Here is a 21272-nt window from a genome sequence, read left to right as displayed (position 1 = left end):
GGGTAGCTAAAAGAGCCCCGTCCCAAAAAGACTGTTGGAAGTTGCGGTGGAATAGTTCCTGTTTTTGCAGCTGAAGGCTTTGAGCAGGAACTATTCCACCGCAACTTATGAGGGGGCGGGGGATGCGATAGTATTGCATGGTGGTATTCGACTAACCGAGGGTTTATCCGAGGGCTTTATGGAACAGCACCAGCATTATCAGAGCCTGCAAGATCAGGCATACAACGCATTGCGCTCTAAGATCATCTATGCCGAGCTCAAGCCCGGCACGCGCCTTTCGGCGATTGGTCTGGAAAAGGAGACGGGAATCGGACGCACGCCCATTCGCGAATCCTTTGTGCGCCTGCGTGAGCAGGAGCTGGTGGAAACGCGTCCCAAAAGCGGCACCTATGTCTCGAAAATCAGCATGGAGCGCGCCGAGAACGCCTGTTTCTTGCGCGAAAAGCTCGAAAGAAGCGTACTCATTAAATGTTGTTCGGCTGCTACGCCCGAGCAAAAGCAGCGGCTTGAGCAGATTCTTGCCGAGTCCGAGTCGCTCGACCATGGCGAAACGCGTCGCTTTTTCGACCTGGACAACCTGTTCCATGAGACGTGTTTTGCGATTGCCGGCCGTCACATGTTGTGGGATTGGATGAAGAGTGTCAATACGCATTTTGAGCGATACAACTGGTTGCGTATGGTGTCGCAGGATTTGGATTGGGAGCCGATTCGTCGGCAGCACCGCCGGATTCTCGAGGCCATTAAGAGGGGCGATACCGACACGGCAAGCTATCTGGCCGAGACGCACTTGCATCTGATGCCCGAGGAGCAGGGCCCGGTTATCGCCTTGCATCCCGACTATTTTGAGCTGTCCAAAGACTCGGCCATCTAACTCGTTCCCTTCATTAGTTGCGGTGAAATAGGGATTGTTTTGCGGCTCTGATGGTGTAAACAGTCCGTATCTCACCGCAACTGCCGGGGTACTATCGGGGCACGAAAAAGCTGCGGCGCCGCTTGGAGGAAAAGACCGGAAGCAAGGGTCCATTCCTCCAGACGGCGCCGTAGCTGTTTTGGTGGCTTGGCTTTTGTCGAAGTGGCTCTGCTGGGCGTGGTTGCCAACCGAGCAGGAAAAGCGGTTCGGGGGCGTGTCGCTTCCGTCACGTTCTATCAGCATACAAGACGGTTTCGGTTCTTGTTCGTGACGGAAACGGCGCGCTTCCGAGCCGCTTTAAAAGAAAGGGGGCGAGGTCTAGGGCACGCCCCCTTTCACGATAGAGAGCTAAACCTAGCCGCGGACCTTCTTGACGACGTCCATGGCCTCGCGGGCAATCTGCTCGACCTTAGAGAAGTCGCCGTCGGCAAACAGGGCCGGCTTGACCATCCAGGTGCCACCGCAGGCGATGATGGCAGAGGAGCTCAGGTACTCCTCGACGTTGGCGGTGCTCACGCCGCCGGTAGGCATAAAGCGGTGACCAACAAACGGAGCGGCGAGGGCCTTGATGGTGTTTAGGCCGCCATACTGGGACGCGGGGAAGAACTTGGTGACCTTGAGGCCCAGGTTCTCGGCTGCGGTGACCTCGGAGGGAGTCACGGTGCCGGGAAGGACGGGCAGGTCGATGTCGATGCAGTGCTTCACGACGTTCTCGTTGTAACCCGGGGAGACGATGAACTTGGCACCGGCGGCGCGGGCCTGCTCAACCTGCTCGACGGTCAGGACAGTGCCGGCGCCAACGCACATCTCGGGCTCGGCCTCGGCCATGGCGGCGATGCACTCGGCGGCGCAGGCGGTGCGGAAGGTGACCTCGGCGGACTTCATGCCGGCTGCCATAAGGGCGTGGGCGAGCGGTGCGGCGTCCTCGACCTCATCGAGCACGACGACCGGCACGATGCCCAGGGACTCAAGCGTGGTGTAGAACTGATCGAACATGATGTTCCTTTCGATGTGAGGCGCGCGGGTGCGCGTAATTGCCAAAGAAGATTGGCCATGAGCCGGTTCCGGATTGGTTATCGGAGGCACTGCTTGGGTCACAAGCAATTTCGGAACCGGCTACGAGGCCAGTCGTGAAGGAATGCCAGACAAAAGCGGAATGGGACTAAGTGGTTCTGCCTGGCCGGGGAAAGCGGGGAGCGAGCTGCAGGGGTATTGGTATGGGAAACTGCAGCTCGCGGAATGGGGAGCGAATTAACGGGCGACGCGGGTGCCACCGTCGGCGGCGTTTGCCACGGCGGCAATCTCGTCAGCAGTCACCAGGTTGGAATCGCCCTTGATGGTGAGCTTGAGGATCGAGGCCGCAATGGCGTAGTTGACGGCAGCCTGCGGGTCAAAGTCGTTGATGAGGGCATGGACGAGTCCTGCGTTGAAAGCATCACCGGCAGCAACGCCCTCGAGCACGTGCACATCGTGAGCGGGGGAGAACCAGTGCTCGCCGCTCTCGGCGTCAAAGAGCATGCCCATCCAGATGGAGCGTTCGACGCAGGAGATGTTGCGAACGACCGAGGCGACCTTTTTGCAGCCGTACTCGGCGCAGATCTGACGGGCCATCTCGACATAGGTGTCGCGCTCCTCGATGCCGTGGGCAAGGGAACCAGAGACGCAGGTCATGCCGAGGCCGGCAGGCGCATCCTCGTCGTTGGCGATGCAGATGTCGACGAGCGGCAGAAGCTCCTTCATGGTGGCCTGCGACTTCTCGGGCGACCACATCTTGCCGCGATAGTTCACGTCGCACACGGTGGTTATGCCCTTGGCGCGGCAGACGGCGAGCGCCTCCTTGCAGGCGGCGGCCATCTCATCGGAGACGGCGGGGGTCACGCCGGAGAAATAGAAGACATCGATGCCCTTGAGGATCTTGTCCCAGTCAAAGACGTCGCGCTTGGCCATGTTGATGGCGGAATACTTGCGGTCGTAGACGCAGCCGTTGCCGCGCTGCGAGGCGCCGACCTCAAACACATAGGAGCCAAGACGGTCGCCCTGACGCACGACGCGCGTGGTGTCGACGCCGTAGGCCTTCAGCGAGCGCAGCGCGCACTCGCCCAGACGGTTGGCCGGGACAACGGAGACGTAAGCGGCCTTGTCGCCTTGGTAAGCCAGGGAAAGCGCGGTGTTTGCCTCGGCGCCGCCGTAGCGGACATCAAACTCGGTCGCCTGCTCAATGCGCAGATGGTCTTTGGGCGAGAGCCTCATCATGATCTCGCCGAAGGTAAGAACCGTTTTATCCATGGTCGTGCAGCTCCTTCTTGCTCGTGCGTACACCTTTGATATGGCGTTGGCACGGAGGTGCCAAGACAGTAGGGTACATCTTTGCACCACCGTGCCAACGCTTGCCGAAATCGGTTTACGAAATCGGTTTCGTTTCGAGTTGTAGTATACTCACCTACAGCGTTTTGCAACCGGCATTTTTAAAAAATGCCTAAAATGGCTCAGACTGCTGACAATTGGGAAACGGGGTGCGCTATGGCGCAGATGAGGATTAAGGACATTGCCGCCGAGGCGGGCGTGAGTCCGGCCACGGTCTCGCGCTATCTCAACAACCGCCCCGGGCAGATGACCGAGGAAACCCGTGCTCGCATTGCGGCGGTTATCGAGCGCACCGGCTATCGCCCACGTGCCGCCGCGCGCAATCTGCGCAGCTCACGCACCAACCTCATCGGCGTGATCTTGGCCGACATCGCCAACCCGTTCTCCAGCGCCATGCTCGAGGGCCTTTCCGCTAGCGCCGCCGCGCGCGGCTGCTCGCTTATGACGGCCATTAGCGGCAACGATCCCGCTAAGGAAGCAGAGTCGCTCACCAGACTTATCGATGCCGGCGCGGACGGCCTGGTCGTCAACACCTGCGGAGGCAACGACGAGGCAATCGCCGCGGCAGCGGGGCGCCTGCCCGTTGTGCTGCTCGACCGCGATGTTGCCGACGGCGGCATCGATTTGGTGACATCTAACAACCGTGAGCTGGTCGCTGGCTTGGTAGACGCCTTGGCTGCTGCGGGCAGCGAGCGCCTGTGCCTGCTCACCGAGGCGAGCGACGACAGCCCCGTGCGTCGCGAGCGCGCCGAGGCCTTTACCGACGAGCTGTCGCGACGCGGCCTTGCCGGCGAGGTTGTCACCTTGGCCGATGGCGGTGCCACTGGCGTTGGCCGCTTGGACGAGACCATCCGCGGCTATGCGGGCAAAAGACTCGGCCTTATCGCTGTCAACGGCCTGGTCTTCCTGCGCCTGACCGAGGCGCTGGCGCAGCTTGGTCCCTCGCTGCCGGCGGGGCTCAAGATCGCGACGTTTGACGACTACCCCTGGAACCATGTGCTCTTTGGCGGCGTGACCACGGCCGCGCAGGACACCCTTACCATTGCCGAGCGCGTAGTCGAGCGTCTATCCGAGCGCATCGACGTCGTTACCACTACGGTGGGCGATGCCGCAAAGCTCGCCCCCAAGCGCATCGAGGTTCCTGGTCACATTGAACACCGCGCTTCGACTTCGCGCTAGCCGCTCGTTCGCAACGGCCTGTTCGCGCACGTTTTTTGAGCGCTTGATACGCTTTAACCCTGCGGAAACATTTTTCTGCGATAGTATCTGCGATATAGACCAGTCGAAACCCGCCCGAAAGAAAGGGGAGCGACATGAACCAGCAGAACATCGATTACGTACTCCGCTCCGTAGAGCAGCGTGACATCCGCTTTGTGCGTCTGTGGTTTGTCGACATTCTCGGCCGCCTCAAGAACTTTGCCATTAGCCCCGAGGACCTCGAGGTCGCTTTTGAGGAGGGTATTGGCTTTGACGGCTCCGCCATCGAGGGCTTTGCCACGCCCGAGGAAGCCGACATGCTCGCATTCCCCGATGCTTCGACCTTCCAGATTCTGCCGTGGCGTCCGAGTCACAACGGCGTCGCCCGCGTGTTCTGCGATGTGTGCACCCCCGACCGCAAGCCGTTTGCCGGCGACCCGCGCGATGCTCTGCGCCGCATGTTCTACAAGGCCGAGAAGGCGGGCTATCTGCTCAACGTTGGTGCCGAGCTGGAGTATTATTACTTTCCCGACGAGCACACGCCCGAGCCGCTCGACAACGTGGGCTACTTCGATCTTTCGGTGAGCGATGCCGCTCGCGACCTGCGCCGCAACACGGTCCTCACGCTCGAGAAGATGTCCGTGCCCGTGGAGTACACCTTCCACGCCGCCGGCCGCTCGCAGCATGGCATGAGCCTGCGCCACGCCGAGGCCCTGAGCATGTCCGACGCCATCACCACGGCCAAGCTCATCATTAAGCAGCAGGCTTACGAGAGCGGTTGCCACGCCTCCTTTATGCCCAAGCCGTTGGCGGGCGAGGACGGCAGCGCTATGTTCCTGTGCCAGTCGCTATTCGACCACGACGGCAACAACGTCTTTTGGGGCGAGGACGACGAGAAGTACCACCTCTCCGATATCGCCAAGCACTACATGGCCGGCATCCTGGCGCACGCGCGCGAGATCAGCGCCATCACCAACCCCACGGTCAACTCGTACAAGCGCATTACCACGGGCGGCGACTCCGTGCCGCAGTACGCCACGTGGGGCCTGCGTAACCGCGCGAGTATGGTCCGCATTCCGGTCTACAAGCCCGGCAAGCAGCTGTCCACGCGCATCGAGCTGCGCAGTCCCGATCCCATGGCCAATCCGTACCTGGTCAACGCCGTCACGCTGGCGGCTGGTCTGGACGGCATCGAGCGCAAGCTGGAGCTCCCGCCCGAGGCCACGGCCGAGACGCTCAAGCTCACCGACCGTCAGATGGTCGAGGCCGGCTATACGCCGCTGCCGCGCTCGCTCAAAGAGGCGCTCGACGTGTTTGAGGACTCGCAGTTTATGAAGGATGCCCTCGGCGAGCACATCCACAGCTTCTTCCTCAAAAAGAAGCGCGACGAATGGCATAAGTTTGAGTCCACGATCACCGAGTGGGAGATCAAGCACTACCTGGCGAACTCCTAATCACGCTGGCTTGTTCCAGTACGATTGAGCTCATTTCCTTGGAGGCCGATATGTCCGAAAAGAGTGCCCTGTTCATGGCGCGCACGACGCGCTTCCACGAGTTTGCCCGCAGCCTGACGACCACCCTGGGTGTCGAGGTGAGCCTGGCAACCCCCGATTCGCCGACTGCAGCGCACGACTTTGACCTGCTGATCCTCGATTCCGATGGCATCCGCAGCGACCGTATCGATCAGATTGCCAAGTGGCTCGACGATCGCGGCGGCGTTCCCATGCTGGTGATTGTCGACGACGAGGCGCTCGGCACCCTGCGCCTGCCGAATCACGCGCATGCCGACTTTGTATGCCCCACGGCGACGCCCAACGAGCTCAAGGCTCGTGCGCAGCGCCTGATGGGCGAGGAAGAGACCGTCACCGCCGACGATGTGCTCAACATCGACAACCTCGAGATCAACCTGGCCACCTACCAGGTGACGCTCGATGATGAGCCCATCGATCTGACGCTGATGGAGTACTCGCTGTTGAGCTTTTTGGCGACGCACCCCAACCGCGCCTACAGCCGCGAGGTGCTGCTGCACCGCGTGTGGGGCTTTGAGTACTGCGGCGGCACGCGCACCGTCGACGTGCACATCCGACGCATCCGCTCCAAGGTGGGTCCGCAGATCGCGGCTCATATCACCACCGTCCGCGGCGTGGGCTATCTGTTTAAGGACTAGCAAGTAAATAGAGGGCAATGTGAGGGTACCGGAGATTTCTCCAGTACCCTTTTCTCGTTTAGGGCGAAAAGAAGACCTTTCACCGATTAAAAGTGTGTCAGTAAAAACAATATCAAACGTATAACACTATCTAGCGAATATCATTTAGTTACCGTATCTCCCTACTACACGGATGGAGGAAGAAATGCGTTATTCGAGAAAGGTGATTGTCGGATTCATAGTGTTGCTTGCCGCCCTGATGTCTCCAAGGTTGGTTTTTGGAGACGACGACTTGGTCCGTGTCACACCGCAAATAGCTGTGGAGCAAGCGCAGGCTTTCTTTGATGATGTATCGGATGAGCCGGTGACCGCTTGTGACCCAGTAAAAATGGTGAATTCCGATGGGGAATCAATCGGGTATATCGTTCGTGCGAAGCGGGATGACGTTAACTATGGCTACGTCGTATTTGATTCAGAGCGATCTTGGTGGATCAGCGAATACTGCTTGGCTCCGAACGCTCTTTTACCTATCGAGAGTGCAAGCGAAGAAATTGCACTCCTCGCATCCTCGGATAACGTCGTTGCGTTAAAGATTGACGAGCTAACTGTTGGCGTTGCCGACTTAGATAAAAACATTGTTTTAGACGCAAGTGGAAAAAAAGTACCAAATAAATTGTCCTCGGGAGGCAATCGCAGCGGATCGCCGGAACATTTCGATGACGTTTTTGTATCTGCCAAGGATTTGTATAAACAGGGATATGTTGTTGATGCGAGCAAAACGGTTTCGGGAATAATAACGCCAACGCAAACAGAAGTTATCAAAGAAACGGGGACTTATGCTTGCGCTGTTTCGGCAATGTTTGCAGTTAGCAGTCACTATGTGACTTTGAACCGCCTTAAATTGTCCGATTTATACTCGGAGCTTTGGAGGCTGTCGGGGACATGGGAAGAAGAAGGAGGAAAGAAATATGATCAAGCGACTGGTCTGTACTTTACTCAAGGCAAGACTTCTCCTGACAAACCCGCTCCGGCCTTAAAGGAGTTTTGTGCAAGACGAGGCAAGGAGCTTGAGACGTCATTCGTTTGGTATCCGTCATGGGATTCCTTTAGGGTGAATACCGACTCGGGGAATCTGAGTATTTTCTCTGGAAGGCTCCGGTCAAATGGCAGCGGGCACGCAATGGCAGTTGTGGGCTACGTGGCAATGCATAACACATACTCGAATGCCAAGAAGTACCTGCTTGTTGTTTGGAATGGATGGACAAACCAGCTACAGTTTCTTCCATATGACGTATCAATTTACACGTCTCACGATGGCACATATTGCAAGGGTTGATTGTACTCGTGAACGGCGACAAGTTCATTCGAAGGGCAATGCTCCTATTGGTGCTTTCCTTTGCTTTGCTCACCGCAGCGAGCTTCTTTCTGTTAAGGGCGACTAATGGGGGAGAAAACGACACGGTTGTTGCAGTCGAGGTGCGTGCTCTATCGGATGTTCATAACGGGCAATTTGAGGCGCTTATGCCAAGTGGTTGCCGTAAGAGAATCGATATGCGCCGTAAGTCAAGTTCCGGATATGTCTCAGGGTTGAAAGCAGGTGATAAATGGATTCTAGTTTTTGTGGAAGATAAGGAACTTGACGGGACTGTTCTGTATCCCCATTCAGCTGAGAAAGTCAAATCAAGTAGACAAGGGGAATGAAGAATGATTGATAGAAAGCAGTTCTTAGGTCTGATGGCGGGGGCTCCTATTTTGATGCGAGCCGGGATGGCAGAAGCCGTGGAGTTGCCGGACGCTCAGAAGCGATTGACGCTCGTAGTCGACACGGTGGTCAGAGATGAAAATGGCAATGAAAAAACGCGAACAAGAAGCAGAGAGACTATTTTCACGCCAGAGAGCAAAACTGTGTCTGCCGACGCTATGGCCGGTGATGTCATAACAATCCAGAGGGAATCAGATGAAACGTTGCCGCTGCTTGCCAAGATTGAGCTCACAGTCGCTTATTATAACGATAAAACAGAAATTGAGATTCGTTCCGGAAAGTACTCGATAGTCCAAATCGATCCGCTTGTGATGTACGCAAACGCTTGGTATGCGCTCATGCAGAAAGATAAATATGTGATGAACTACTTCACAGAAAGCGAAGCATCATATGAAACGGGGTGGGGGCCAACGCCATACGACGCGGAGAAGGATAAATGGACGTGCGGATCAGGCATGGGTGCGACGATTACGGACTTTATTAACGATTCAACATATAATTTTGCTATCGACTGTTATATTGAATAGACATGACGGCATAAAACGAATTGGCTTATAAGCATGTCATTACTTAAGCAAAGCTGAAATCTTGGCATCTAGTGCTCGGGACTGCCCAGCTTGGGGTACAAATCAACGTGAACAATGATGGCCCGCCACATGTTTGGCGGGCCTTTGGTTATTTGACGAAAGGATCGCAGCCATGAGCGAGAACGATTCCCAGCGTCCCCAGGATGCGGGCAGCGCTGGCGAGACCCAGCAGCAGCCGCGTGTGCAGGTGGAGTCGACGCCTGCCGACGGCAACATTCCCTACGTGCAGGCTTACGACACGAAGACCGGCCAGCCGCTAGGCAGCCAGCAGGTTGTAAATAAGCACACGGTGGTCAAGACCAAGACCAAAAAGCTGCCGATCTTTATTACGGCACTCGCCGGCTGTGCGTGCGGCGCTCTGCTGGTCATCGCGCTCATTATGAGTGGCACGCTCAATATTGGCGGCGGAAAGAATGCCGTGACGGCGGGTGCTTCGGGTTCATCGACGCAAAAGATCACCATCGACTCCGAGGACACCACGCTGGCCGAGGCCGTTTCTGCCAAGGCCCTGCCTTCCGTCGTTTCCATCACCGCCACTTCGAGCGGTAGCCAGAATGGCTCGCTTTCGCAGTCTGCCGATGAGTCGGATAGCTCGGGCAGCGTCGGTTCGGGCGTGGTGCTCGATACCGAGGGCCACATCCTCACCAACAACCACGTGGTCGACGGCTACGACCAGTACGTGGTGACCATGGACGACGGCACCACCTACGAGGCTGAGTTCGTGGGCAACGATGCCTCGAGCGACCTCGCCGTCATCAAGCTCAAGGATGCTGACGCCTCCAAGCTCACCCCGATCGAGATCGGCGACTCCTCCAAGCTCAACGTGGGCGAGTGGGTCATGGCGATCGGCTCGCCGTTCGGCAACGAGCAGTCCGTCTCCACGGGCATCGTGTCGGCGCTCTATCGCTCCACGGCCATGAGCTCTACCAGCGGCAACACCATCTACGCCAACATGATCCAGACCGATGCTGCCATCAACCCGGGCAACTCCGGCGGCGCGCTCGTCAACGACAACGGCGAGCTCGTGGGTATCAACTCGCTCATCGAGAGCTATTCGGGCTCCAGCTCGGGCGTGGGCTTTGCCATTCCGGTCAACTATGCCAAGAACATTGCCGACCAGATCATCGACGGCAAGACGCCGGTTCATCCGTACCTGGGCGCCACGCTTTCGAGCGTCAATGCGCTCAATGCCCGTACCAACAAGCTCAGCACCGATAGCGGCGCCTACGTGGCAAGCGTCGTCGAGGACGGTCCCGCTGCCAAGGCCGGCATCCAAGAGGGCGATGTCATTACCAAGCTGGGCGACGATGAGATTACGAGCGCCGATGGCCTGATCATCGCTCTGCGCAGCCACGAGGTGGGCGAGAAGGTCGAGATCACGCTCATGCGCGGCAAGGAAGAGAAGAAGGTCACGGTCGAGCTGGGCTCCGATGAGGAGTTGCAGAACCAGCAGCAGGACGACAGCTCGACCGACACCGGCAACGGCGGTATTACCGACGAGCAGCTGCGCCAGTACCTGGAGGAGCTGCTGGGCCAGCAGGGTCAGGGCCAGGGCTACGGCCAGGGCTACTAACGAGCCGCACATACCGATGCCAGAGGGGGCTGTCCCGTCAATGCGGGACAGCCCCCTCTTTTCTCATCGATCCGTTGGGGATGGAGGAAAACGGATCATTTTGGTTAGTCTTCGTCGCTGGGAAGGCTTCCAAATGCCTCGATGTACTCTTCGTCTGACATCCAGTCAATGATGTCGCCAGGTTTGCAGTGAAGTGCCTCGCACATCGCGGTCAACGTCGAAAAGCGAATGCCCTTGAGCCGCCCCGTTTTAATGCGCGAAACGTTAACGGGCGAGATGCCGATAATGTCGGCAAGTTCTTGAGAGGACATTTTGCGATCCGCCATGACGCGATCGAGTCTCATGACGATTGGCATGCTGCCCTCCTTCTAAATAATGGCGTCAACGTCCGACTGCAAGAGTCGCCCGTACTCAAAGATAGCCGAAAGGGATAGCGCAAACAAAGCGAGAACCAGTGTCCAAGCGTTAAAACCAAAGATACCAATTGCAGTAATACTGACGTCGTTGGGGAGCTGGACGGCACACAGGTTATCGAAGGTAATCGAGACAATTGAAGAAATGAGCAGCAGAAGCCCAACAACCAGAAAACGCCGGCATTGTTTTCGCGTGAATATCGACTGAGTACTGACGACGTCAAAGCAGAAGTTCAAGTAGACAATCAGGCATGCGATTGAGAGCGCCAGGGCCAGAACATCGCGGATGGCAAGTGCGGTAAGGACGGCGCTCGGAATGGACTCACCATTAATATAGAAGGGAGTGGGTGCAAAGAGCACCTCCCGCGCCTCGTTGGCAACGCTGAACGCTGAGAAGGCCGCCATGATTGCTGCGACAGACAAAGTGGCGAGCAACATCACATTGCTAAAACAGCATCGTTTATCTGAGCTTTCCATAATTAACCCCAAAAAGGCTGCGGCAATGCCGCAGCCAAAAAATCCTAAGCATAGATAGTTCTTGCTTCAGAATGCCAACTGCCGTTGTAATAGTAAGTAACAGTTACGACGACGCTTCCGTTGCTGAGTCCGTATCTATAAGTCCAGCTGATGTTGCTTACTCGAGAATTGGAGGTCCAGTTCTTTATGGATTTGATGCCTGTTATCGTTCCATAGGTATCGTTAACAGTGTAAGTAACATGGAGCCTGACGCCGTTCGAATAGGCGAGGGTGGTTTCGGCGGTGTAGATTGAACGACTTTCGGCAACTGGTGAAATGATAGAGGAATGGGTTTCTGCTGCGAAGGCGGGCTGCGCGGTCATGCACGATAACCCAACAAGGCAGACGGCGAGTAAATAAGCAACCTTTTTCATCATTGGCTCCTAACTGTCTGGTGATTATTTTTTAAACTCCTTTCTGACATCGAGCTATTCCTTTTGCGTAATCATGATGGCTGTTGGCGTTATGAGGGCGGGCAGCTTTGTGGGATCGGGATCGCTGCTGGTGTTGACGGTGCAGGTTACGTCAACGTAGACACCTTCTTTGATGGCTCCGACTTCTGCCTTCTTACCATCCTGATCCTTAATGGGGATGGTCGAATCGATTTTGAAGTTGAGGTGCAGCGGTGCGGATTGGAATTGCTCGCTTGCGATAACGAAGCGGCCTTCGCTTGCCCCGCTGGCGGAAGGGTGATACACAGCAACGACTTCGCCCCGCAAGGAAAGGTCTTTCGAAAAGGGAATGTCCTTCCAGAAAAAGCCGAGCAAAGCGGCTGCTATAAGGACAAGGGGGACGAGGATGGTTAGGAAACGTTTGGACTGATTCTTCATTTCAATCACCTCACGTTGATAATACCAAAATATATTGCAAACACAATATAAAATATTAACTGCGATAAATTGAGTTAAAAAAGGAGCATATGAAGTTGCTCGATTCTGGGTGAGCCTGGACAGTTAGTTCAGATACGTATAAATCCGAGGCGGTTCAGCATGCGTTTTGAGCTGTTTTGGGATGGGGAAGGGGTTCGGATGGGAGTCTAGAAGGGGGAACGAGTCGGTCGTGCAGCCCCCGGGGCGGCCAAATTGTCTGGAATGATGACGTCTGAACACGACCAGGCTCGCAGAATTATACGTATCTGAACTAGCTGTCCACCCCGGTCTGGCGGCTGCCGATTCGGTGCGGTTTGAGACCGCTATTCGACCCCGTTGCGACCGGTGGTACTCTTGTATCCGTTTGAAATCGAGCGAAGGAGTGCCGCTATGGAGCAATCGAGCCTGTTTGGTGACGGCGTGGACATCGATACCGAAACGCCCGCGAGCGCGGATGCCGCCGCACCGACCGACGCCCATGCCCGGGCGGCAGCGCGCGCGGCCGAGCTGCGCCACGAGCTCGATTACCACGCCTATCGCTACTACATGCTCGATGCGCCCGAGATCACGGACGCCGCCTTTGACAAAATGCTCGTTGAGCTGCAGGAAATCGAGGCGACCTACCCCGACCTGGTGACGCCCGACAGCTATACCCAGCGCGTGGGCGGCTACGTGAGCGAGCAGTTTACGCCGGTTACGCACATGGCACGCATGTATTCGATGGACGATGCCATGGACCTGGACGAGCTCGACGCTTGGCTCCAGCGCACCGAGGATGCGCTCGGTGCCGGTAGCGTCACCTATACCTGTGAGCTTAAGATCGACGGTCTGGGCGTGGCGCTTACCTACCAAAACGGCACCTTTGTGCGCGCCGCCACGCGCGGCGACGGCACCACGGGCGAGGACGTGTCGCTCAACGTGCGCACCATCAAGGATGTGCCCATGCACCTGTCCGAGCCGGCGCTCGCCCACATGGGCGCTGACCGCGAGCGCACCATCGAGGTGCGCGGCGAGGTCTATATGCCCAAGGGCAGCTTTGTGCGTCTGAATGAAGAGGCCGATGCCGAGGGGCGCGACCCCTTCGCCAACCCGCGCAACGCCGCCGCCGGCAGCCTGCGTCAGAAAGACCCCAAGGTCACGGCGCGCCGCGACCTGGCCACCTTTATCTATGCCATCGCCGATACCGACCCGCTGCACGTCCACAGCCAGCGCGAGTTCCTCGATTGGCTGCGCAGTGCCGGTTTTAGCGTCAACCCCAACGTGGCACGCTGTGCCACGCCCGTCGAGGTCCACGAGTTCTGTGCCCAGGCCCTCGAGCATCGCGGTGACTTGGACTACGACATCGACGGCGTGGTCGTAAAGGTCGACAGCTTCCAGCAGCAGCTCGACCTGGGCTTTACCGCCCGCGCACCGCGCTGGGCCATTGCCTTTAAGTTCCCGCCCGAGGAAAAGCAGACCGTCCTGCGCGAAATTCGCATCCAGGTGGGCCGCACCGGTGTACTCACGCCGGTCGCCGAGTTCGACCCGGTGACGGTCGCCGGCTCCACCATCGCGCGCGCCACGCTGCACAACATCGACGAGATTCGCCGCAAAAACGTGCGCGAGGGCGACACCATCATCGTGCACAAGGCGGGTGACGTGATCCCCGAGGTCGTGGGCCCGGTGCTCGATAAGCGCCCGGCCGATTCGGTCGACTGGCACATGCCCGAGGTCTGCCCCGTGTGCGGCAGCCCTGTGGTCCACGAGGATGGCGAGGTCGCTTACCGCTGCGTCTCCATCGACTGCCCCGCGCAGCTCAAGGAGCGTCTGCTCCACTGGGTGAGCCGCGGCTGCATGGACGTCGACGGCCTAGGCGACGAGATCGTCGACAAGATGATCGCCGCCGGGCTGATCCACGATGTCGCGGACTTCTACCAGCTCACAGTCGACGACATCGCCGGCCTGGACACGGGGCGCACCTATGCCAGCTCCAACAGCAAAAAGGGCGTCAAGAAGGGCGACCCCATTCCGGTAGGCCTCAAGACGGCCGAGAAAATCATCGCCGAGCTCAACAAGTCCAAGAGCCAGCCGCTCGGTCGCGTGCTGTTTGCCCTGGGCATCCGCCACGTGGGCAAGAGTGTGGGCGAGGTCATCGCCGAGCGATTCCTGTCGATTGACAAGCTTATCTTGGCGAGCGAAGAGGACATCGCCGAGTGCGAGGGCATCGGTCCCAAGATTGCGGCGAGCGTCAAGCAGTTCCTGGCCGTGCCTGAGAACCTTGCCGTGCTGGAGCGCCTGCGCCAGGCGGGTCTGTCGCTCGAGGTCGACTTGGGCGCCGCGCACGCGCAGGCCGCAGCCGACGCTGGCGTGGCAGGCGAGCTCGCCGACGCACAGCCACTCGCGGGTCTGACTTTCGTGCTCACCGGCACGCTCGTCAACCGCACGCGCGATGAGGCGGGCGCGGCGCTCAAGGTGCTCGGCGCCAAGGTTTCGGGCAGCGTGTCGAAGAAGACGAGCTATCTGGTCGCCGGTCCCAAAGCGGGCTCCAAGCTCACCAAAGCCGAGCAGCTGGGCGTACCCGTGCTGGACGAGGACGCACTCGAGCAGATCTTGGCTACTGGTGAGGTACCCCAGGCTTAGTGCATCAATAGTCAAATTGAAGAACCTCCCGGAAGCACGATGCCTTTCGGGAGGTTCTTACTTTGCCGAAATAACCGGCACCGTGATCTGCGTCACGTAGGTCGCGGGGTCGTCGCTGATGATGTCATCGATCAGGGCAATCTCGCGCGATGGACCGGCGGGTGTCAGGTTATGTTCGCGCATATAGCCGAGCAGCTGCTTATAGCGCGGGCCCGCTTGCCCGTGCGTGCCGCGGAAACTTATGGTCAGGCAGCGCGCGGCGGTTCGCGTCTCGACGTCGCCCACGTAATCATCGGTGTCATCGAGCAGCAAAAAGACCTCGTCGTAGCCATCAAAGTCGCCGGCTGCGAGGCGCTCGGCGCTAATCCCGACGCCTAAGTTGCCCAGAAAGACAAAGGTCTCGTGCTGGCCCTTCTGCAGCTGACGAATCTGCCACTCTAGCGCATAGGCGTCGGTAGGGTTGACGCGTTCGCGCAACACGGCGCAGCGAAGCTCGGGCGCATCGATTGTGCAAATGGTATTGAGCTCGATGTTCAAGGCATCGTGCAGCAGAGCAAGCCGGTTATCGATCTTGCGCGACACACGCTCCAGCTCACGTCGTTTGCGCTCGATGAGCTTTTGCTGCTGAGCCAGCTGCCGCTGCATAAGGTTCACGTCGCGCGTGGTCACAAACTCACGGATTTGCGCGAGCGGTAAGTCGAGAACACGCAGATGACTGATGGTATTGAGGGTGGAGAGCTGCCGCGATCCGTAGTAGCGGTACCCACTTGCCGGATCGATGTGCGCCGGGTCCAGCAAGCCCATCTGCTCGTAATGGCGCAACGTGCCCACGCTCAGGTTAAACAGGCGTGCCACTTCACCAATGCGGAGCAGGCCCTCAGTATGTTCACTTGGCGTGTCGGTCACAGGACCGCTCCTTTCGGTAAAAAGCAGGGGAGGGGCGTCAGACTCGCGTTGCCCCGCTACGCTACCAACTTGTCAAAAGCCCCGCGCCGGTTGAGCACGGTAAACGCGACAATACAGATGACTGCTGACAAAATCGACCCGCACGGCGAGGCGATACCCATGGGAAACAGCGTATCGGAATAGGCGTTCGACAGCAGCCACGCGCCCGGCACGCGAATGAGTGCCACGGCCAGCACGTTGTGCGCAAAGCCGATGTAGCTCTTGCCGTATGCAGCGAAAAAGCCGCTAAAGCAAATGTGGATGCCGGCAAAGATTGCATCGAAAATATAACTGTGCATATAGCCGGTACCGGCGGCGACCACCGCGGCGTCCTTGGCAAAAAAGCCGATAAACGCCGGCGCCACCAGCCACATCAGCGCCGTGATCAGGCAGCCGTACACCACCGAGATCGTCATGGCGTCCTTGAGCACCTGACGCGCGCGATCGCCCTTGCCCGCGCCGGCATTTTGCGCCGTGAGCGCGCTGACGGTGGCGCCCATGGAGCTCGGCACAATGAACAAAAAGCTGATCATCTTCTCGACCAGGCCCACGGCGGCGGCGTCGACGAGCCCTCGGTGGTTGGCGATGACGGTGATAAACATAAACGCCACCTGGATACAGCCGTCCTGCACGGCCACGGGCACGCCGATCTTAAGAATGCTGCCGAGCACCTCGGGCTGGGGGCGCAGGTCGCTGCGCTTAACGTGGATGTTCGTGCGGCGGCTCTTGAGCCACACGAGCGCGAGGACAACGCTGGCCGTCTGGGCGGTTACCGTGCCGAGCGCCGCACCCACGGGGCCGAGCCCCATGTGTCCGATAAACAGAAAGTCGAGCGCGATGTTGATGATGCATGCCACGCCAATCACGTACATGGGCGAGCGCGAATCGCCCAGCCCGCGAAAGATGGCCGAAAGAATGTTGTACGCGGCGATAAACGGAATGCCGACAAAGCAGATACGCAGGTAGGCGGCGGTTCCTTCGATCGCCTCGGCCGGCGTGCCAATGAGCGCCACAACCTGCGGGCACAGCGCAAGCAGGACAACGGCCAGCACCACCGAGACACCCATAAAGAGCGTGATGGTGTTGCCGATGGCGGTCTCGGCACGGTCGAAGCGACGCGAGCCCACGGCGTGGCCGACAATAACCGTCGTTCCCATGGCCAGGCCCACAAGCGTCACGGTAATGATATAGAGCGTCTGCGCGCCATTGCCCACGGCGGTGATGCCGGCGGCGCCGCTGAACTGCCCCATCATGTACAGATCGGCCATGCCGTAGAGCATCTGCAAAAAGTACGAGAGCATATAAGGCAGGGCAAAGACCGCGATGGTCTTGAGGACATTGCCGCGTGTGAGGTCGTGTTCCATGGGCGGGGCACTTTCTGGCTGGGTTTGTTTACGTACCAGTGTAGTGAAAACCCTACAACGATTGTAGAGTCAAGGTTTATGTCGAGGACAGGGCGAAAAAAGTGAGGCCCACGATTATTTCCAACTGAATACAGATGCGCACTATGCTTGTTTGACACATTCGTTAGCCTTGCAGAAATCGGTTTCGCGTCACTTGACACTACCGCCCGGCGCGCAATAATACGTGCGTTTGCGAACAACGTTTGATGGGGGATGAACCTGCGTGCGCAATCTCAAGATCCTGTTTTCCTACTTGGGGGAATGCCGTCGCGACGCCATGTTCGGCGTGCTCTTTGTGACGGCCGAGACGGCGCTCGAGCTGTTTATCCCGGTTATCATGGCGAACATCATCGACGTGGGCGTGCCTGCGGGCGACATCAACTACATGCTGCTGCAAGGTGCGTACATGTTGGTATGTGCGGCGTTTTCGCTGATATTGGGCTTGGGCTATGCCCGCACATCCGCTCGCGTGGCCTCGGGCTTGGGCGCCAACCTGCGCGAGGCAGAGTATCGCAAGATCCAGACGCTTGCTTTTGGCAACCTGGACAACTACGATGCCAGCTCGCTCGTCACCCGCATGACCACCGATATTACCGTCATCCAAAATGCCATCGGTAATGGCTTTCGCCCCATGGTGCGCGGCCCGGTGACGCTCGTTGTCGGCCTTATCTACGCGCTGGTGCTGTCGCGCCCGCTTGCCACAGTCTTTGCGATCATTCTGCCCGTGCTGGCGATCGTGCTGGGCGTTATCACCTATCGAGTGAGCCCACTCTACCGCCAGCTGCAGACCTCGATGGACCACCTCAACGGCGTGGTGCAGGAGGACCTCACTGCCGTGCGCGCCGTCAAGGCGTATGTGCGCGCCGAGCACGAGGAGGCCAAGTTCGACACCGTCAATACCGAGCTCGCGCATACGGCGACGAAGACGTTCGGCAATGCCGTGCTCAACCTGCCGGTGTTTCAGCTGTCGATGTACGTGGCCGCGCTTTCTATCCTGTGGATCGGCGGACGCATGATTCTCGCCGGCGAGCTGGGTGTGGGCTCACTCACGGGCTTTATGAGCTACGTCCTGCTGATTATGAACTCGCTCATGATGATCTCCAACGTATTTTTGCTGCTTACGCGCGCACTCGCCAGTGTGGAGCGCATCTCGCACGTCCTCGATGAACGCTCGCTTACCGAGGCGCCCGCGGCAGACGCGGCTGTGTGCGAAGTTGTCGACGGAAGTGTCGAGTTCCGCGATGTGTCGTTTAAGTACCGCGCGGATGCTGTCGAGGACGTGCTCGAGCATATCGACCTTCGCATCGAGCCGGGCTCCACGGTGGGCGTGCTCGGCGGCACGGGCTCGGGCAAGAGCTCACTCGTACAACTGATCGCGCGCCTGTACGATTCCACCGAGGGCGCCGTGCTGGTGGGTGGCCGCGACGTGCACGACTACGACTTGGCCGCCCTGCGTGACGCCGTGGGCATTGTGCTGCAAAAGAATGTGCTGTTTACGGGTACTGTGCGCGAGAACTTACAGTGGGGCGCGCCCGATGCCACCGACGAGGAGCTGCTGAGTGCCTGCCGTGCGGCGTGCGTGGACGAGTTCCTGGACCGCATCGGCGGGCTCGACGGTGAGTTGGGCCAGGGTGGCGACGGCGTTTCGGGCGGCCAGAAGCAGCGACTGTGCATCGCGCGTACGCTGCTCAAGCATCCGCGCGTGCTCATTTTTGATGACTCGACCAGTGCGGTCGATATGGCGACCGACGCCAAGATCCGCGAGCATATCGTCCAGATTCCCGACACGACGGTGATCATCATCGCCCAGCGTATCGCAAGCGTGATGGATGCCGACCGCATCGTGGTGCTGGATGACGGCCGTGTCCACGGTGTGGGCACGCATGAGGAGTTGCTGGCAGGTGACAACATCTACCAGGAGATTTACGCCTCGCAGATGGAGTTCGCGGGTGATGCGAGCGATGCAGAGGGCGACGGCGGCAGCGAAGACGTTCAAGGTGATCCGTTTTCCTCTGTCCCCGGCGGATCATTCCAGGCGGCGAAAGGAGATGAGCGCCATGCCTAAGACTTCCGCTCAGGCACGTCCGGCCAATCTGCGCCGAACGCTTCGCCGCTTGCTCTCATACATGGGCCATGCCAAGTTCTCGCTGCTGGCGGTTGGTGTGCTGGCCTCTGTCGCCGCCATCGCGAGTCTTGCCGGCACCTATATGGTGCGCCCCATCGTCAACGGCCTGGCCGCGGGTGGGGAGGAGCTGCTTACCAAGCAGGTTCTCTTTACGGCCGTCATCTACGCCGCGGGCGTGCTCTCGGCCTTGGGTTACTCGCAGATTATGGTGCGCGCGGCCCAGCGCGTGGTGTCCGATATTCGCCGCGACTTGTTCGCGCACATCCAGACGCTGCCGCTCAGTTACTTTGACAGTACGCGCTCGGGCGACATCATGAGCTTTTTCACCAACGACGTCGACACGGTCTCCGAGGCACTCAACAACAGCTTTGCCAACGTGATTCAGGCGACCATTCAGGTGATCGGCACCACAGCCATGCTCATCATTCTTAACTGGCAGCTCACGATTATCACGCTCGCGTGCGATGTTGCCATTGTGCTGTACGCGCGCTACTCGGGTGCCCGCTCCAAGCGCTTTTTTGCCGCCCAGCAGGCATCGCTTGGCGACTTGGACGGATACGTCGAGGAGATGGTCTCGGGCCAAAAGGTCATTAAGGTCTTTAACCACGAGCAGGCCAATGTTGCCGGTTTTGACACGCGCAACCAGGAGCTGCGCCGTACCGGTGGCGCCGCACAGGCCTACGCCAACTCAATGGTGCCCATGACCGTGGTAATCGGCTACGTCAACTACGCCATCGTTGCCGTGGCGGGCGGCATGCTCTGCATCAAGGGACTTGCCGACGTGGGTGCGCTCGCGAGCTACCTGGTCTTTGTGCGCCAGGCGGCCATGCCCATCAACCAGTTTACGCAGCTGGGCAACTTCTTACTCAACGCGCTGGCCGGTGCCGAGCACCTGTTTGCCGCGATGGACCTTAAGCCCGAGGTGGACGAGGGCTGCGTGGAGCTGGTGCAGACGGGCGACGCCGCGTGGGCGTGGAAGATTCCCGAGGGCCAGGGTGTGGGCACGTATGGACATCTGCACGATGTGGCCGCCGTTGATGAATCGGGTCGTGCGGTGGCGGCCGATGGTACCGAGCTTGTTACCGGTCTGGTCCCGCTTGCCGGCGACGTGCGCTTCCATGCCGTGGATTTTTCCTACGTGCCGGGCACCCGTGTGCTCACGGATCTCAACCTGTTTGCCAAGCCGGGGCAAAAGATCGCGTTTGTGGGCTCGACGGGCGCCGGAAAGACGACCATTACCAACCTCATCAACCGCTTCTACGAGGTCGATGACGGCGAGATCACGTACGACGGCATCGACGTCAAGCACATTGCCAAGGCCAGCCTGCGCGGATCGCTCGGCATTGTGCTGCAGGACACGCACCTGTTTAGCGGCACCATTGCGCAGAACATCCGCTTTGGCAAGCTCGACGCGACCGACGAGGAGGTGCGCGCCGCTGCCGAGGCAGCCTGCGCTGATTCGTTTATCCGCCGCCTGCCTCAGGGCTATGACACACCGGTCACGGCCGACGGCGCCAACCTGTCGCAGGGTCAGCGTCAGCTGCTCGCCATCGCGCGCGTGGCCGTCGCCGATCCGCCGGTGCTCATCCTGGACGAGGCCACGAGCTCCATTGACACGCGTACCGAAAAGCTCATCGAGCGCGGTATGGACCGCATCATGCGCGGTCGCACCACGTTTATGATCGCGCACCGCCTGTCCACTGTCCGCGACGCCGACGCCATCATGGTCCTCGAACACGGCCGCATCATCGAGCGCGGCACGCACGAAGAGCTGCTCGCCCAGCACGGCGAGTACTGGCAGCTGGCGCATGGCTTAAAAGAGCTGGATTAACCCGTTCGAGCA

Annotated in this window: 19 protein-coding genes; 11 read left to right on the top strand and 8 right to left on the bottom strand. The window is 58.9% G+C overall.

The window, feature by feature from the left end; genetic code table 11:
* Window positions 1-178 precede the first annotated feature (178 nt).
* Window positions 179-871, top strand: a complete 693-nt coding sequence (locus ABG996_RS05520) for a GntR family transcriptional regulator (protein ID WP_347478105.1) — start codon at window positions 179-181, stop codon at window positions 869-871.
* Window positions 872-1264: 393 nt separating this feature from the next.
* Here ABG996_RS05520 and eda read toward each other — a convergent pair whose 3' ends face one another.
* Both eda and ABG996_RS05510 read right to left on the bottom strand, forming a co-directional pair.
* Window positions 1265-1906, bottom strand: a complete 642-nt coding sequence (gene eda, locus ABG996_RS05515; protein WP_347478106.1) for a bifunctional 4-hydroxy-2-oxoglutarate aldolase/2-dehydro-3-deoxy-phosphogluconate aldolase — start codon at window positions 1904-1906, stop codon at window positions 1265-1267.
* 255 nt (window positions 1907-2161) lie between these two features.
* The gene (locus ABG996_RS05510; protein WP_347478107.1) at window positions 2162-3196 is read right to left on the bottom strand and encodes a PfkB family carbohydrate kinase; all 1035 of its coding nucleotides are present in this window, start codon (window positions 3194-3196) and stop codon (window positions 2162-2164) included.
* Window positions 3197-3430: 234 nt separating this feature from the next.
* On the opposite strand from ABG996_RS05510, the gene ABG996_RS05505 reads away from it, so the two are divergent.
* The 7 genes from ABG996_RS05505 to ABG996_RS05475 all read left to right on the top strand — a co-directional run bounded on the left by ABG996_RS05505 (window position 3431) and on the right by ABG996_RS05475 (window position 10539).
* Window positions 3431-4453 carry a LacI family DNA-binding transcriptional regulator gene (locus ABG996_RS05505; protein ID WP_347478108.1) on the top strand — a complete coding sequence of 341 codons (1023 nt, stop codon included), beginning with the start codon at window positions 3431-3433 and terminating at the stop codon, window positions 4451-4453.
* Between the two features lie 134 nt (window positions 4454-4587).
* The gene (locus ABG996_RS05500; protein WP_195246047.1) at window positions 4588-5925 is read left to right on the top strand and encodes a glutamine synthetase family protein; all 1338 of its coding nucleotides are present in this window, start codon (window positions 4588-4590) and stop codon (window positions 5923-5925) included.
* A gap of 50 nt (window positions 5926-5975) precedes the next feature.
* Window positions 5976-6638 carry a response regulator transcription factor gene (locus ABG996_RS05495; protein WP_022095077.1) on the top strand — a complete coding sequence of 221 codons (663 nt, stop codon included), beginning with the start codon at window positions 5976-5978 and terminating at the stop codon, window positions 6636-6638.
* 184 nt (window positions 6639-6822) lie between these two features.
* Window positions 6823-7953: a hypothetical protein gene (locus ABG996_RS05490; protein WP_347478109.1), complete on the top strand. Its 1131-nt coding sequence runs from the start codon at window positions 6823-6825 to the stop codon at window positions 7951-7953.
* An 8-nt stretch (window positions 7954-7961) separates the two neighbouring features.
* Window positions 7962-8318 (top strand): hypothetical protein, encoded by a 357-nt coding sequence (locus tag ABG996_RS05485; RefSeq protein ID WP_117648531.1) that lies wholly within the window; start codon window positions 7962-7964, stop codon window positions 8316-8318.
* Between the two features lie 3 nt (window positions 8319-8321).
* Entirely contained in the window at window positions 8322-8906 is a 585-nt protein-coding gene (locus tag ABG996_RS05480; RefSeq protein WP_217749795.1) for a hypothetical protein, read from the top strand.
* Window positions 8907-9078: 172 nt separating this feature from the next.
* A complete protein-coding gene (locus tag ABG996_RS05475) occupies window positions 9079-10539 on the top strand; it encodes a S1C family serine protease (RefSeq protein WP_347478110.1) in 1461 nt (486 codons plus the stop codon).
* A 104-nt stretch (window positions 10540-10643) separates the two neighbouring features.
* Here the strand turns inward: ABG996_RS05475 and ABG996_RS05470 are convergent, their stop codons facing one another.
* Genes ABG996_RS05470 through ABG996_RS05455 form a run of 4 tightly spaced genes read right to left on the bottom strand, consistent with a single transcriptional unit; the run spans window position 10644 to window position 12298 of the window.
* On the bottom strand, window positions 10644-10895 hold the full coding sequence (locus tag ABG996_RS05470; RefSeq protein ID WP_161115503.1) for a helix-turn-helix domain-containing protein: 252 nt from the start codon (window positions 10893-10895) through the stop codon (window positions 10644-10646).
* Window positions 10896-10907: 12 nt separating this feature from the next.
* A complete protein-coding gene (locus ABG996_RS05465; protein WP_195443937.1) occupies window positions 10908-11429 on the bottom strand; it encodes a hypothetical protein in 522 nt (173 codons plus the stop codon).
* Window positions 11430-11473: 44 nt separating this feature from the next.
* Entirely contained in the window at window positions 11474-11842 is a 369-nt protein-coding gene (locus tag ABG996_RS05460) for a hypothetical protein (protein ID WP_195443935.1), read from the bottom strand.
* Window positions 11843-11896: 54 nt separating this feature from the next.
* Window positions 11897-12298, bottom strand: a complete 402-nt coding sequence (locus ABG996_RS05455; protein ID WP_195443933.1) for a hypothetical protein — start codon at window positions 12296-12298, stop codon at window positions 11897-11899.
* Between the two features lie 429 nt (window positions 12299-12727).
* Here ABG996_RS05455 and ligA point away from each other — a divergent pair, with 429 nt between their 5' ends.
* On the top strand, window positions 12728-14956 hold the full coding sequence (ligA, locus tag ABG996_RS05450) for an NAD-dependent DNA ligase LigA (RefSeq protein ID WP_347478111.1): 2229 nt from the start codon (window positions 12728-12730) through the stop codon (window positions 14954-14956).
* Window positions 14957-15013: 57 nt separating this feature from the next.
* Here the strand turns inward: ligA and ABG996_RS05445 are convergent, their stop codons facing one another.
* Both ABG996_RS05445 and ABG996_RS05440 read right to left on the bottom strand, forming a co-directional pair.
* A complete protein-coding gene (locus ABG996_RS05445) occupies window positions 15014-15862 on the bottom strand; it encodes a MerR family transcriptional regulator (protein ID WP_347478112.1) in 849 nt (282 codons plus the stop codon).
* 56 nt (window positions 15863-15918) lie between these two features.
* Window positions 15919-17265: an MATE family efflux transporter gene (locus ABG996_RS05440; protein WP_347478113.1), complete on the bottom strand. Its 1347-nt coding sequence runs from the start codon at window positions 17263-17265 to the stop codon at window positions 15919-15921.
* Between the two features lie 262 nt (window positions 17266-17527).
* On the opposite strand from ABG996_RS05440, the gene ABG996_RS05435 reads away from it, so the two are divergent.
* Both ABG996_RS05435 and ABG996_RS05430 read left to right on the top strand, forming a co-directional pair.
* On the top strand, window positions 17528-19369 hold the full coding sequence (locus ABG996_RS05435) for an ABC transporter ATP-binding protein (protein WP_430733165.1): 1842 nt from the start codon (window positions 17528-17530) through the stop codon (window positions 19367-19369).
* Window positions 19362-21260, top strand: coding sequence for an ABC transporter ATP-binding protein (locus ABG996_RS05430; protein WP_347478114.1), 1899 nt, complete (start codon window positions 19362-19364; stop codon window positions 21258-21260). The genes ABG996_RS05435 and ABG996_RS05430 overlap by 8 nt, the downstream gene beginning before the upstream one ends.
* Window positions 21261-21272 lie beyond the last annotated feature (12 nt).

Source organism: Collinsella aerofaciens (assembly GCF_039836695.1).
GTDB classification, from domain to species: Bacteria; Actinomycetota; Coriobacteriia; order Coriobacteriales; family Coriobacteriaceae; genus Collinsella; species Collinsella aerofaciens_BD.
Note: the sequence above shows the minus strand (reverse complement) of the source record. Positions and strands in the feature narration are given on the sequence as shown.